This window comes from Aeromonas sp. XH (genome assembly GCF_033348475.1).
In the GTDB taxonomy this organism is placed as follows: domain Bacteria; phylum Pseudomonadota; class Gammaproteobacteria; order Enterobacterales; family Aeromonadaceae; genus Aeromonas; species Aeromonas sanarellii.
The window spans coordinates 1,270,149-1,283,477 of the sequence record NZ_CP137630.1; the positions used below are offsets into that span (position 1 = coordinate 1,270,149).

General features: G+C 65.0%; 13 protein-coding genes. 2 read left to right on the plus strand and 11 right to left on the minus strand.

From position 1 onward, the window contains the following. Window positions 1-104 precede the first annotated feature (104 nt). A complete protein-coding gene (locus R2B70_RS06090; protein ID WP_318162884.1) occupies window positions 105-1,727 on the minus strand; it encodes a methyl-accepting chemotaxis protein in 1,623 nt (540 codons plus the stop codon). A 163-nt stretch (window positions 1,728-1,890) separates the two neighbouring features. Between R2B70_RS06090 and R2B70_RS06095 the strand changes: the two genes are divergently transcribed. Continuing rightward, entirely contained in the window at window positions 1,891-2,523 is a 633-nt protein-coding gene (locus tag R2B70_RS06095) for a LysE family translocator (RefSeq protein ID WP_318162885.1), read from the plus strand. A gap of 74 nt (window positions 2,524-2,597) precedes the next feature. Here the strand turns inward: R2B70_RS06095 and R2B70_RS06100 are convergent, their stop codons facing one another. The 10 genes from R2B70_RS06100 to asnS form a co-directional block, all read right to left on the minus strand. Beyond that, entirely contained in the window at window positions 2,598-3,701 is a 1,104-nt protein-coding gene (locus tag R2B70_RS06100) for a beta-N-acetylglucosaminidase domain-containing protein (RefSeq protein WP_318162886.1), read from the minus strand. Window positions 3,702-3,746: 45 nt separating this feature from the next. After that, window positions 3,747-5,474 carry a potassium/proton antiporter gene (locus R2B70_RS06105; protein ID WP_042076910.1) on the minus strand — a complete coding sequence of 576 codons (1,728 nt, stop codon included), beginning with the start codon at window positions 5,472-5,474 and terminating at the stop codon, window positions 3,747-3,749. 271 nt (window positions 5,475-5,745) lie between these two features. Next, window positions 5,746-5,892, minus strand: coding sequence for a hypothetical protein (locus R2B70_RS06110; protein WP_084202797.1), 147 nt, complete (start codon window positions 5,890-5,892; stop codon window positions 5,746-5,748). Beyond that, window positions 5,892-6,578: a M15 family metallopeptidase gene (locus tag R2B70_RS06115; RefSeq protein WP_318162887.1), complete on the minus strand. Its 687-nt coding sequence runs from the start codon at window positions 6,576-6,578 to the stop codon at window positions 5,892-5,894. Before R2B70_RS06115 ends, R2B70_RS06110 begins: the two co-directional genes overlap by 1 nt. Before the next feature lie 41 nt (window positions 6,579-6,619). Further along, complete coding sequence (dapE, locus tag R2B70_RS06120; RefSeq protein ID WP_318162888.1) at window positions 6,620-7,747, minus strand: succinyl-diaminopimelate desuccinylase; 1,128 nt, start codon at window positions 7,745-7,747, stop codon at window positions 6,620-6,622. Window positions 7,748-7,756: 9 nt separating this feature from the next. Then, window positions 7,757-8,107 carry an ArsC family reductase gene (locus R2B70_RS06125; RefSeq protein WP_209793504.1) on the minus strand — a complete coding sequence of 117 codons (351 nt, stop codon included), beginning with the start codon at window positions 8,105-8,107 and terminating at the stop codon, window positions 7,757-7,759. Window positions 8,108-8,306: 199 nt separating this feature from the next. Next, window positions 8,307-8,621, minus strand: a complete 315-nt coding sequence (locus R2B70_RS06130; RefSeq protein WP_042077263.1) for a hypothetical protein — start codon at window positions 8,619-8,621, stop codon at window positions 8,307-8,309. 339 nt (window positions 8,622-8,960) lie between these two features. Further along, window positions 8,961-9,617 (minus strand): hypothetical protein, encoded by a 657-nt coding sequence (locus tag R2B70_RS06135; RefSeq protein ID WP_318162889.1) that lies wholly within the window; start codon window positions 9,615-9,617, stop codon window positions 8,961-8,963. 126 nt (window positions 9,618-9,743) lie between these two features. After that, window positions 9,744-11,087, minus strand: coding sequence for an anaerobic C4-dicarboxylate transporter (locus R2B70_RS06140; protein WP_143237313.1), 1,344 nt, complete (start codon window positions 11,085-11,087; stop codon window positions 9,744-9,746). A 297-nt stretch (window positions 11,088-11,384) separates the two neighbouring features. After that, entirely contained in the window at window positions 11,385-12,785 is a 1,401-nt protein-coding gene (asnS, locus tag R2B70_RS06145) for an asparagine--tRNA ligase (RefSeq protein ID WP_216989856.1), read from the minus strand. Window positions 12,786-13,025: 240 nt separating this feature from the next. Here asnS and R2B70_RS06150 point away from each other — a divergent pair, with 240 nt between their 5' ends. After that, window positions 13,026-13,328: a hypothetical protein gene (locus tag R2B70_RS06150; protein ID WP_254203778.1), complete on the plus strand. Its 303-nt coding sequence runs from the start codon at window positions 13,026-13,028 to the stop codon at window positions 13,326-13,328. Window position 13,329 lies beyond the last annotated feature (1 nt).

Genomic DNA, 13,329 nt, shown 5'->3' on the forward strand with positions numbered 1-13,329 from the left:
ATGCAGCCCAGCCCCCAATGACACCTTAAAGGCAAAAAACCGTTTTAAACGTGAGGGGGCAGACCCCGGGGCGGGGCCCGGAGTCTGTCAACGAGAGGGGAGTATTACAGCTGGAACTGGGCGAGCTGTCTGCGCTGCTGTTCGGCGAGCTGTGACAGTTCGTGACTGGCGGCGGCGCTCTGACTGATGCCGGCGGCGTTCTGGTTCACTATCTCGTGGATGTTGGTGAGGTTGCGGCTGATGTCGGCGGTGACGCAGGACTGCTCCTCCGCCGCGGTCGCCACCTGGGCGTTGGCGCCATTGATCTGGTTGACCGCCTCGGTGATGCCCCCCAGCAGATCCTGCACCTCGGCGGAGAGGCGCTGGTTGTGGCCGAGGATCTCCAGGGTCTCCTGCACGCCGCTGTTGGCGGAGAGGGACTGGCTCTGCAACTGCTCGATGATGACCTGGATCTCCTTGGTGGAGTCCTGGGTGCGGGCCGCCAGCAGACGCACCTCGTCGGCCACCACGGCGAAGCCGCGACCGGTCTCGCCGGCGCGGGCGGCCTCGATGGCGGCGTTGAGGGCCAGCAGGTTGGTCTGCTCCGAGATGCTCTGAATCACTTCGATCACCTTGCCGATCTGCTCGGACTGGGACTTGAGCCTGGCCACCACGGTGGCGGCCTGCTCCAGGCTGCCCGCCATGCGGCCGTTGGCCTGGATGCTCTCGGTAAAGAGCGCCAGCCCCTGCTCGACCCGGCGGTTGGCGTCCCGCGCCAGCTCGTCGGCCAGGGCGGCATTGTGGTTGACGTTGTCGGCGGTGCTGGCCAGCTCGGTGACGGCGGAGGCCACCTGCTCGGTCTCGCTGCGCTGCTGCTGGGCATTGGCCTCGGACTGGGTCATGACGGCGGCCAGCTCGGTGGCGGCGGAGGCCACGTTGCCGCTGATGCCGGTCAGGGTCTGAATGGTGTTGCCAAGCTGGCTCAGGGTCTGGTTGATGTCCCTGGCGAGCTGGCCCAGCTCGTTGTCGCCCTCGGCCCTGGCGCGCACGTTGAAGCGGCCGAGGGCGACGGCGTGCATCACCTCCTGCAGCTGGCCGATGGGTTGGACGATGCGCCCGGAGAGCCACCAGCCGCAGCAGAGCGCCGCCACCAGGGTGGCTCCCATCAGCAGCAGGGTCTGCAGCAGGGTGGCGTGGTAGTGGGCCTGCTCCAGGGCGATCTCCTGCTGGCTCAGCTGGCTGATGTGGGCCGACAGGGTGTCGATCTGCTTGATGAGCTGCTCCCCCAGATCGCGAAAGCGCAGCCTGGCTTGCTCATAGCTGGCGGGCTCGCCGCTGCCCTGATGTTTGGCGGCCAGCAGCGGCAGCATGTTGCTGCGGGTGTGGCCGAGGTAGGCCTGCAGGGCCGCGGCCACCTGGGTGTTGTCCTGCTCGGCCCCCGGGATCACCAGCCGTGACAGTATGGTGCCTATCTCCTGCTCGGCGGCGGAGAGCTGGGCCGGCAACTGGGCGAAGCGCGCCTGATCGTAGAGGCCGTAGATGGCGTTGGTGCGCAGCCGGTAGGTGGCGTGGATCAGGGCGGCGATGTCGTCCTTGTGGCGGGTGACGCTGGCGGTGGTGTCGTTCATGTCACCGATCGCACCGTCTATCTCCTGCTTGCTGACAACGGCCATCAGCAGCATCAGCAGGCTGGCAAGCAGCAGAGGGATGAGCACTTGAAGGCGAATGGAGAGATTGTTCAAAGACATGAAAGATCCTAACCCGAAAGAGGAACAAGGCCGCATCTTACACAGGTGCGACAATCCTTGTCACAGGGTTTTTGAGTCTGAATTCGGGCTGAACGAAAAGGTTTTTCTTGTGTTAAAAGAGTGTGCTGGGCATGATCGTCTGCTTGTTACCTGGAGGTGTAGTGTGTCCGACTGGATTGATCCCGCCATCTTGGCGCTCTTTGTTCCCACGTTCTTCTTTGTCTCCGTGACCCCCGGCATGTGCATGACCCTGGCGATGACCCTGGGCATGAGCCTGGGGGTGCGCCGTACCCTGCACATGATGTGGGGCGAGCTCATCGGCGTCGGTCTGGTCTCCGTGCTCTCCGTGGTCGGGGTGGCGGCGGTCATGCTCAACTATCCGGCCCTCTTCTCGGCGTTCAAGTACGTGGGGGGCGCCTATCTGGTCTGGCTCGGCATCCAGATGTGGCAGGCCAAGGGCAAGATGGCCATCCCGGCCGACCTGTCGGCGGAACAGGAGACCAGGCCGCTCGGGCTGGCGCTGCAGGGGTTCGTCACCGCCATCGCCAATCCCAAGGGCTGGGCCTTCATGGTCTCCCTGCTGCCCCCCTTCATCAGCGCGGCCAAGCCCATGGCACCCCAGATAGGGGCCCTGGTGACGCTCATCCTGGTCATCGAGTTCTCCTGCCTGCTGCTCTACGCGAGCGGTGGCCGCACCCTGCGCCACTTCCTCGCCAGGAGCGGCAACGTCACCCTGATGAACCGGATCGCGGGCTCGCTCATGCTGTTTGTGGGCGTCTGGCTCGCCTTCGGCTGAGGCTCTCGGAATGAAAAATGCCACCTCCCCTGGTGAAGGGGAGGTGGCATTTTTATTGGGCGTTTGGCGATGTGTCAGTCGGTCAGGCAGTCGGGATCGAACACGTATTCGCCGTCCAGCCAGCGCAGGATCTCGGCGACGCAGGCCTGATCCTGGAACGGCAGGTAGCGGGTCTTGAGATGGCTCACCTGATCAGCCGTGAGCTGGGCCAGGCCGATGTCCTGGAACAGCGGCAGGTCGGCCTGGATCATGGCGGAGATCTGCGGCCCGCAGGTGGCGTTGAGGGAGGCGTGCAGCGCCTTGTCCGGATCGTACTGGCGGCCGAGCCGGTAACTCATGGGCAGGGTGGCGAGTGGCAGCACCGAGAGGGCGGCCTGCTTCATGGGGTTGACCGCGTGGCCGGCGGTGAGATCCGCGAGCTCTGCCGGGCGGTTCTCGAAGGCGCGCAGGTGCAGGAAGCTGCTCGCCTTGCTGCCGTCGTTGACCGGGTAGTTGTCCCACAGGAACGGCTTGCGGTGCAGCCAGTCGGCCGCCTGCCTGAGGTGCGCCGCCGGGTATTCGGTGGAGCAGACCCTGGGGCCCGTCCAGAAGATGTCGATGCGCCTGTCCAGCCCCTGGCCGAGGTCGGTGAGGTAATGGGGGGGCATGGCGCCGAACACCTTCTCCAGCACGGGATCCGTCGAGTAGTAGCTGGGACAGAACAGCAGCCGGCCTGCGCCGGTGTGGGCCGCAATGTCGTGGGTGATGGTGAGCTGCCAGTGGGCGAGATCCGGGGTATCCCCCTTCATGTCGTCAAACAGGATCGCCAGGATGTCGGGCTTGAGCTCCTGCTCGATGAGGCGCACCTTCTCCAGCAGGGCGGGGCGTTTGTGGGCGTAGTCGTGATGGGCGCCCATGGGGCTCAGACCCACCCCGAAGGCGAGCCCGTTGTCCCGGCACTGCCCGGCGAGGCGACGCAGCGCCTCTAGCTGGTCGGCGGGCCAGGGCTGGGCCCAGTGCTTGCGCAGGTAGCCGTCTTCCTTGGGGGCGTAGAGGTAGAAGCCGTAGCCATGGCGGGGCAGCCACTGGGCATAGCGGGCGCGGGCCTCCCAGCTCCAGCCCTTGCCGAAGAAGCCCTCGATAAGGCCCAGCTTGGGCGAGGGAGGATACAGACCAGACAACAGGGTTTGATAAGGCATGGGTCACTCCCTTCTCACTGAGTAATGGCAACTTATGGCCGGTGCCTAGACGGGGTCTTCTTCCAGGAAGCGCACCCCTATCTTGCGGGGCTCGCCCTCTTCCATTTCCGCCACGGTCCAGAGCAGCCCCTGCCAGGCGACGTGGTCACCGACAACCAGATTATCGCCCAACTGATGGGCAATAAAATCGCCGAGCGTCTGATCCGCCACCTCGCTCACATCCAGCCCGTAGAGGGGGGCCAGATCCACCAGCCTGGCGGCGGCCTCCAGCAGGAAGTCGCCGAAGAAGCGCGGGCCCAGATCCTGCTCGGGGGCCTGGCTGAACAGCTGGCCGAGGGCGGGCAGATCGCGCTCGTGGCCGATGACGCAGAGGATGTCGTCGGACTGCAGCCGGGTACTGCCCGAGGGGTGCAGCAGCTCCTGGCCGCGGAACAGGGCACAGATGCGGGTCCCCTGGGGCATGCGCAGCTCCCGCAGGGGGGAGCCGATGCACCACTTCTCGGCGCTCAGGCGATAGACGAAGGTCTCCCACTGGCTGTCGAGATCGATCTCCAGGCCCGAGCGGTTGATGGGAGAGGGGGGCGCCGGCACCTCGACCCGCGCGAGGCGGGAGGCGAGCGGCAGCGAGCTGCCCTGCAGGATGAGGGAGACCAGCACCACGAAGAAGGCGACGTTGAAGTAGAGCTGGGCGCCCGGCAGTCCCGCCATCATGGGGAAGACCGCGAGGATGATGGGCACGGCGCCGCGCAGTCCCACCCAGGAGATGAACCAGCGCTCCCGGGGGGCGAAGTTCTTGAACGGCAGCAGGCCGATCCACACCGACACCGGGCGGGCAAACAGGATCATCCAGGTGGCCAGCGCCAGGGCCGGCAGGGCGATGGGCAGCAGGTTGCTCGGGGTAGCGAGCAGCCCCAGCACCAGGAACATGCCGATCTGGCTGAGCCAGGTCAGACCGTCCAGCACGGAGAGGGTGGTGCTGCGGCTGCGCAGGGAGAGGTTGCCGAGCAGCAGGCCGGTAAGGTAGATGGCGAGGATGCCGCTGCCCCCCACCGCCGTGGTGAGGGCGAAGATGAGCAGGCCGCCGCTCACCGTGAGCAGGGGGTAGAGGCCCGGGGCCAGGCGGGCCGTGTTGATGAGCTTCCACAGCAGCCAGCCCCCCGCGAGACCGATGCCGGCGCCCAGGCCGAACTGCTTGATGAGTTGCAGCAGCAGGAAGCCGGCGTCCAGCCCCTGCTGGGCGGTGGCCAGCACCTCGATCAGGGTGACGGTGAGGAAGACCGCCATGGGATCGTTGCTGCCCGATTCGATCTCCAGGGTCGCGCTGACCCGCTCGTTGAGGCTGCGCCCGCCGAGCAGGGAGAAGACCGCCGCCGCGTCGGTGGAGCCGACGATGGCGCCGATCAGCATCCCCTGCAGCAGGTTGAGATCGAACAGCCAGGCGGCGGCAAGACCCGTCAGGCCTGTGGTGATGGCCACCCCGACGGTGGCCAGCGACAGGGCGGGCCAGAGCGCCACGCGAAACGAGGAGACCCGGGTGCGCATGCCGCCGTCGAGCAATATGATGGCGAGCGCCAGGTTGCCCACCAGGTAGGCGACCGAGTAGTCGGCGAAGTGGATGCCGCCGGGGCCATCCTCACCGGCCAGCATGCCGACGGCGAGGAAGATGACCAGGATGGGGATGCCGACCCGGGACGAGAGTGCGCTCAACAGGACACTGGCTCCCACCAACAGGGCACCGATAAAGAAGAAACTGTTGATGGTGGTGGCATCCAATGGCGAACTCCTCGTAGCGGTCGGCAAAACAGGCACATTATATGCAGTTTGATCCCCCTTGTGTGGCTTAATTGTGCATCGTTTTGCAGTTTTTTACGTTTTCAGCGTCGTTTTCAGGCGCCGGCCGCGATCGGGCGTTCGGGGAGGGGGAGGGGATAAAAAGGGGGCAATCGGCGCGGGATTGAGGGGCAAAACCAGGGTGACGAGAGGCCTGTGTCGGCCCCTGGCCGTGTCGGGATGCAGGAGCGCCAGCGGGCTCCTGCGAAGGGGGTCAGTCGTCCTCGTCGTCCTTGACGTCGCGGATCTTGTCCCTGTATTTGGGCAACTGCTTCTCGAGCTGTTTCATGTCCTTGATGGCATTGAGAAACAGGCCGAGCAGAAACAGCAGCGGCAGGCCTATCCATAACCACAAGCTCATCAGATCCTCCTTTCGTGGTGTGCCAGGGTGACATAACGGGCCAGGATCTCGTCGAGATGGGCCAGTATGCACGCCTTGCCTTCAATATCCGCCCCTTGCAGGCAAAGCGCCAGCGCCGCCGGATCCAGGGCCAGCTCGTCGGACTCGGGGGCGAAACTCAGGTGCCAGGGTTCGTAGGCCACCCCCTGACCCGGTTGCCCCCCCCTGGCATAGGGCAGGAAGAAGCCGAAGTCGTTCATGTGATCATCCAGCCACTCGCTCAAGTCGGCAAACCAGCCCCCCGCCTCATACTCCCAGGGCTCCAGCGCGAGCTTGGTGCCTGCGGGCAGGCAGTCCGGATCGTAGATGTCGAGATCCGTGCCCCAGTGGTGGCGGCTGGTGCCGGGCAGGGCGCTCCAGCGCAGGATGGCGTGCAGCCGCTCCATATCGCCGAACTGCAGCGCATCGAGGGGCTGGTTGTCCGCATCCAGCAGGGGGCGCTCTCCGCGCCACTTGCCGTTCCAGATGGCGAGCTGGCGCTCGAAGCTGCGCCAGCTGGAGGCAGCCTGCAGGTTGAACCCCGCGTGGGCGGCGGCCACCTGCATGTCGTTGAAGGCCGCCGCGGTGGCGGCGGTCAGGCGATGGGGGCCACGCCCCACTAGGATGAGGTGGCTCTCATCCAGTCCAAGCAGTTGATCCTGGGTCATGGTTGCATGGTCTCCCTCTTGGGCTAGGCGGCGAAAGGCGTTCATGCCAGCAGCCGGGCCAGCACTCCCTGGTACATGTCGGCCAGGAGATCCAGATCGTCCGCCTTCACGCACTCGTTCACCTTGTGGATGGTGGCGTTGACCGGGCCCAGCTCGATGACTTCCGCCCCGGTCGGAGCGATGAAGCGTCCATCGGACGTTCCCCCCGTGGTGAGCAGGGCCGGCTGCTGACCGTTGACCGCCGCCACGGCGGCCACTGTGGCCTCCAGCAGGGCGCCGGTGTCGGTCAGGAAGGGCTGGCCGGAGAGGGTCCACTTGATCTGGTAGTCGAGGCCGTGACGATCCAGCAGGGCTTCGACCCGCTCGCGGATCGCACTATCGGTGAGCTCGGTGCTGAAACGGAAGTTGAACTGGACGTGCAGCTCCCCCGGGATGACGTTGGAGGCGCCGGTGCCGCTCTGGATGTTCGCGATCTGGAAGCTGGTGGGAGGGAAGTAGGCGTTGCCCTCGTCCCAGACGGTGGCGGCGAGCTCGGCCAGGGCCGGGGCCGCCTTGTGAATGGGGTTGTCCGCCAGATGGGGATAGGCCACGTGGCCCTGCACCCCGCGCACCACCAGATCCCCTGTGATGGAGCCACGGCGGCCGTTCTTTACCACGTCCCCCACCACGGCAGTGGAGGAGGGCTCGCCGACGATGCACCAGGTGATCTTCTCGTTGCGCGCCTCCAGGGTGTCGATGACGCGCACCGTGCCGTTGATGAAGGGCCCCTCTTCATCCGAGGTGATGAGAAACGCGATGGAGCCCTTGTGGTCCGGGTGTTCGGCCACGAAGCGCTCGGTGGCCACCACCATGGCGGCGAGGGACCCCTTCATGTCGGCGGCGCCGCGCCCGTACAGCACGCCATCCTGGATGGTCGGCTCGAACGGCGGGGTGTGCCACTTCTCCAGCGGGCCGGCGGGCACCACGTCGGTGTGGCCGGCGAAGCAGAACAGCGGCCCCTCGCTGCCGCGGCGGGCCCAGAGGTTGGTGGTGTCTTCGAACACCATGGGCTCGATGACGAAACCGAGGCGCTGGAGGCGCTCCGCCATCAGGGTCTGGCACCCTTCATCCAGCGGGGTAACGGAGGGGCGGCGGATCAGATCCTTGGCCAGTGCGATGACATCCGACATCGTTTTTCCTTAACGAGAGAAGAGGGATTGGTAGTGATCGGCCTTGAAGCCCAGGGTCAGTTCGCCGTCCTTGTCCAGCAAGGGGCGCTTGATCATGGCCGGGTGGGCCAGCAGCAGGGCGCGCGCCTTGGCGGTGTCGAGATCCTGTCTGGCTTCGTCCGGCAGGGCGCGGAAGGTGGTGCCGCGGGTGTTGAGCAGGGCCTCCCAGCCGAGGCGCTCCAGCCAGCTATCGAGCTGCTCGGGAGCCAGGCCGTCGGCGCGGTGGTCGTGAAAGCGGTAGTCGATGCCCGCCTCCTCCAGCCACTTGCGGGCCTTCTTGATGGTGTCGCAGTTCTTGATGCCATAGAGGGTGGTGGCCATGGGGGATCCTTTGTCTGCGGGCCTGCGGCCCTGAAATCCGGGGTGGAATCATACAAGGGCCCGATTCTGGCATTGTGGCCCCCCCATGGCAACGCTCATGGCCAGGCTCGCTGGTTTTACCAGTGCAGTAGGGGACGCCGATGGGGGCAAGAGACGAAAACGCGCCGGCCGGCGCGTTTCGAGGGGAAGGGGATGCCTGTCAGTGCAGGGTGGTCCACTCGTGGTCGAAGACCCTGGCCCTCTCCCAGGGCGCATCCGGCAGGCTGGAGGAGAGGCCGGTGTACTTGCCCACGTCATCCATCACGATGGCGGAGAGGATGGGGAGGTTGTTCTCGGTGCAGTACATGCGAATGCGTTGCAGCAGGGTGCGCAGTTCATCCTGGCACTGCTCCAGCCCGGCCTGCCTGGCCAGCTTGGAGTAACGAATGGTGGTGCGTTCCTTTGCAGACTCGACGAGGATGTCCCACAGCTTGTAGTCGCAGGCCGAGGTGCCCGCGGTGGCTTGGTTTGTCATAACTCTCTCCGGTGCGAAATGGTCGCTCTGTGTCGACGGGCATCTTGGCCAGTTCACCCCGGATGGATGTTGATCCAACGCAAACAAAGTGGAGGTTGTCGGTCAGGGATACCCTGGGGCACATTCTAGCGCCTCCAGGTTGGCGTTAAATATCGTTGTTTTGTTTATTTATGGAATTTACATCCATCAATGTGCGGTTTGGTAACTTTTGTGGGTGTCGGTCAAAGAAGACCTGAGCTATCCCCACGGGAGGGCCACGCTCGGTGACCCGCAGGCGGTGCGGGTCGGTATGAGCCAGCTTGGTCTCTTCCGGGCGTGGTGACGGTGGCCCGCGTCCTGTCAGGGCTCTGCCTGCGCCAGATAGGCCAGGTGATCCTGACGGGCGACCCGCCAGGGGCCGAGGTGCACGGGCGCCGCAAAACCCGGGCCGTCGGTCACCATGGTGTGGTACTCCCCCTGCTCGCCGCAGGCATCGAATCCTTGGGCGTTGGCGAGCCGCTGCAACTCGGCCAGGGTGGCGGCATCGAGCCTGCGCCCGACCCAGTCGGGGGCCAGCACCCGGGTATCGACGCAGGAGAGGTGGGCGACGATGCCGCGTGCCAGCAGGTCCGCCAGCAGCTCCTCGCGGGTTTGCTGCCAGAGAGGGGTGTGGACTTTGATCCCAAGGGGGCGGCAGCGCTCGCGGATCCAGTTCGGCGCACCGCCCACGCTGTCGATATCGCCGGTGACCACCCCATCGAGGTGCCACTGCTCCTTGAGCCGTATCAGCGCCCGCTCATAACCCAGCTCGAACGGTGCCTCTATGGTGACAAGCTGGTGAGGCAGGCCGAGGGCCGCCGCCTGACGGCGCACCAGCGGCAGGGGATGGGCGAGGAAACGGGGTTCGGGTGGAGCAAAGGTGACCAGGGCCACCACCTGATGACCCGCTTCGCGGGCATGGCAGAGGGCCTGCATGGCATCCTTGCCGCCGCTCCAGAGCAGGATGACGCGAGACATGGGGAGATTCCGCAAAGAAAAAGAGGGCTCATGCTACCCAGAGTGCGGGCGGTTGGCAAAGCGCGGGCCGGTGGCGGGGGATAAAAAAACGGCCCCCGTGTGGGAGCCGTTCGAACTGGGGGCCTGTCACAGCAGTATGCTGGTCAGGATGAAGCCCAGGGTACAGGAGGTTACCACCCCGATGAGGCCGGGCAGGATGAAGCTGTGGTTGATGATGAACTTGCCGATGCGGGTGGTGCCGGAGCGGTCGAAGCCGATGCAGGCGAGATCGCTCGGGTAGGTCGGCAGCACGAAGTAGCCGTAGCTCGCCGGCAGGAAGGCGATAAGCAGCTTGGGCTCCACCCCCAGCGCCAGCCCCATGGGGGCGATGGCGGTGAGCGCCGCCGCCTGGCTGTTCACCAGCTTGGAGATGAGGAAGAGTACCAGGGCGTAGGTCCAGGGCTGGGCCTGCACCACGTGGGAGAGGGACTCCTTGAGCAGCGGCATGTGGGCCTGGAAGAAGGTCTCGCTCATCCAGGCAACCCCGAACACGGAGAAGATGGCGACCATGCCCGCCTTGAAGACGGCGCCGTTGGCGATCTCCCCCGGCTTGACCTTGCAGCGCATCAGTATGATGGCACCGGCGATCAGCATCATCATCTGGATCACCAGGTTCATGGAGAGGGGGCCCGTCTTGTCCTTGATGGTGAAGACGGGGCGCAGCGCCTCGTCGGCACCCAGCAGCACCACGGCGGCGATGGCGGCAAAGAAGATCCAGGTGGACCAATAGGCCTCTTTCGGGAACTTGGTATTGAGCAGGGTCTCGCCGCCGCCGTAGATGAAGTCGCGCTGGGCGGGGTCCTTGAGTTTGGCCTGGAACTCCTCGTCCTTGTCCAGATCCTTGCCGCGGCGCAGGCTCCAGAGGGCCGCCACCATGACACCGGTGAGGGAAGAGGGGATGGCGATCATCAGGATGTCGAGCAGGCCATAGGCCTGACCCACGCCGTGGGCCGCCGCCAGGATGGAGACCATGGAGACCACGGCCACCGAGACCGGCGAGGCGCAGATGGCCATCTGGGAGGCGACGGACGCCACCGCCATGGGGCGTTCCGGGCGGATGTTCTTCTGCAGCGCGATGTCGGCGATGATGGGGAACATGGTGTAGACCACGTGGCCGGTGCCGCACAGGAAGGTGAGGGTCCAGGTGGTGAGCGGCGCCAGCAGGGTGATGTACTGGGGGTGGCGGCGCAGCAGGCGTTCGGCCACCTGCATCATCAGGTTGAGGCCGCCGGCGGTCTGCAGGGTGGCGGCGCAGCCGATCACCGCGAGTATGGTCAGCATCACCTGCACCGGCGGCTCGCCCGGCACCAGGCCGAAGACGAAGGTCAGCAGGAAGAGGCCGATGCCGCTGATAAGACCAAGCCCCATGCCCCCAAAGCGGGTTCCCAGCAGCAAGCAGCCGAGTACCACCAAAAATTCCATCAAGATCATTCCATTACCTCGTGTGTTTTATCCATGTCCCCATCGGCCAGCTGCCCGGGATCCGCTGTCGTCAATTACCCCTGAAGGGTTATGGATATTCTGTCACCCCTAAAGGGGTAAAAATTTGCGTTGCTTCAACAACCCGCTTTTTTCCGATTTAAGTGCATAAAAACTACGGTCGACCCGCTTTACCAAAGGCAAAACCGGGTCAGGGTCGTGGGAAGGAGGGAGACAAGGGGGGAAACGACAGGCATAAAAAAGCCGACCCAGAGGTCGGCTCTTGCACGGTGCGAGCAGGCGGTCGCCTTAGAACTCGGCGGTGCGGGGAGTCCGGGGGAAGGGGATGACATCGCGCACGTTGCCCATGCCGGTCACGTAGACCACCAGACGCTCGAAGCCCAGGCCGAAGCCGGAGTGCGGCACTGTGCCGTAGCGGCGCAGGTCGCGGTACCACCAGTAGTCTTCCTTGTTCAGGCCCATCTCGGCCAGACGGGCATCCAGCACCTCGAGACGCTCCTCGCGCTGGGAGCCGCCGATGATCTCGCCGATCCCCGGGGCCAGCACGTCCATGGCGGCGACGGTCTTGCCGTCGTCGTTGAGGCGCATGTAGAAGGCCTTGATGTCCTTCGGGTAGTTCTTCACCACCACCGGGGACTTGAAGTGCTCCTCGGCCAGGTAGCGCTCGTGCTCGGAGGAGAGGTCGATACCCCAGGAGACCGGGAACTCGAAGCTCTTGCCGCAGTTCTTCAGCACTTCGATGGCGTCGGTGTAGTCAATCTGGGCGAAGTCGGAGGCGACGAAGCGCTCCAGACGGCCGATGGCGTCCTTGTCCACGTGCTGGGCGAAGAATTCCAGATCGTCCCGGCGCTCCGCCAGCACGGCGTTGAAGACGTACTTCAGCATGGCTTCGGCCAGGGCGGCGTTGTCTTCCAGGTTGGCGAAGGCCACTTCCGGTTCCACCATCCAGAACTCGGCCAGGTGGCGGCTGGTGTTGGAGTTTTCGGCGCGGAAGGTGGGCCCGAAGGTGTAGACCTTGGACAGGGCGCAGGCATAGGTCTCGACGTTGAGCTGGCCGGAGACGGTCAGGAAGGTCTCCTTGCCGAAGAAGTCCTTGTCGTAGTCCACCTTGCCTTCGGGGGTGCGCGGCAGGTTTTCCAGATCCAGGGTGGAGACGCGGAACATCTCGCCGGCCCCTTCGGTGTCGGAGGCGGTGATGAGGGGCGCGGCGATCCAGAGGTAGCCCTGTTCGTGGAAGAAGCGGTGAATGGCCTGGGAGAGGCAGTTGCGCACCCGGGTCACGGCGCCGACGATGTTGGTACGGGCACGCAGGTGGCCCTGCTCGCGCAGGTATTCGATGCTGTGGCGCTTGGCGGACATGGGGTAGGTGTCCGGATCCTCGACCCAGCCCACCACCTTGACCTCGGTGGCCTGCAGTTCGAACGCCTGGCCGCTGCCCTGGGATTCGACCACCAGACCTGTCACTTCCACCGAGCAGGCTGTGGTCAGACGCAGCACTTCATTCTCGTAATTGGCCAGGGTATTGGGGACGACTGCCTGCACCGGATGGAAGCAGGAGCCATCGGAGATGGCCAAAAATGAGATCCCCGCCTTGGAATCGCGGCGGGTCCGGATCCACCCTTTCACTGTCTGGGTGGTGCCGACCGAATACTTACCGGCCAGCACATCTACTACGGATGCGTGCGTCATCGAAATATTGTCTCCAGCTTGTTCTTGCAGCGCTATTTGCAACACTAGGGGTCTGGCCCGGGCACAGTTGGCCCACCATGGCAGACTAAGCCGTTCATCTTACCCGCGCGGGTTTGATAAACAAGCAAAAATGTCGGACCCTTGCGGGGATTTCCCCATGCATCCTGCATGGATCCTGACGGTTGGACGGGGGTGAGGGTGAAGGAGCGCAGGCGGGGGCCGGATGGCCGGGTACGGCTACTGAGGGGGCTGGTGATCCTCTGCTGGGGCGGTTTCATCGCCCTGCTCTCCCTCTATCACTTCGCCAGGCCGCAGACTGCCTATGGTTTTCTGGTCTATGGCGGGGTCAGGGTGCGCCAAAGCTGGGATCCCGCCCTCACCCCCTGGCTGGAGCGCGGGCTCTGGGCCTGCTGCCTGCTGACCCTGGTGGTCCTGGCGCTGGAGCGCGGCCGCAGCCGCCGGCAGGAGGATGCCCTGCACGCCAACCTCTTTATCCTGCTGCTGATCCTGGTGGCCAGCCTGCTGTTTTACTACCTGGGGTGAT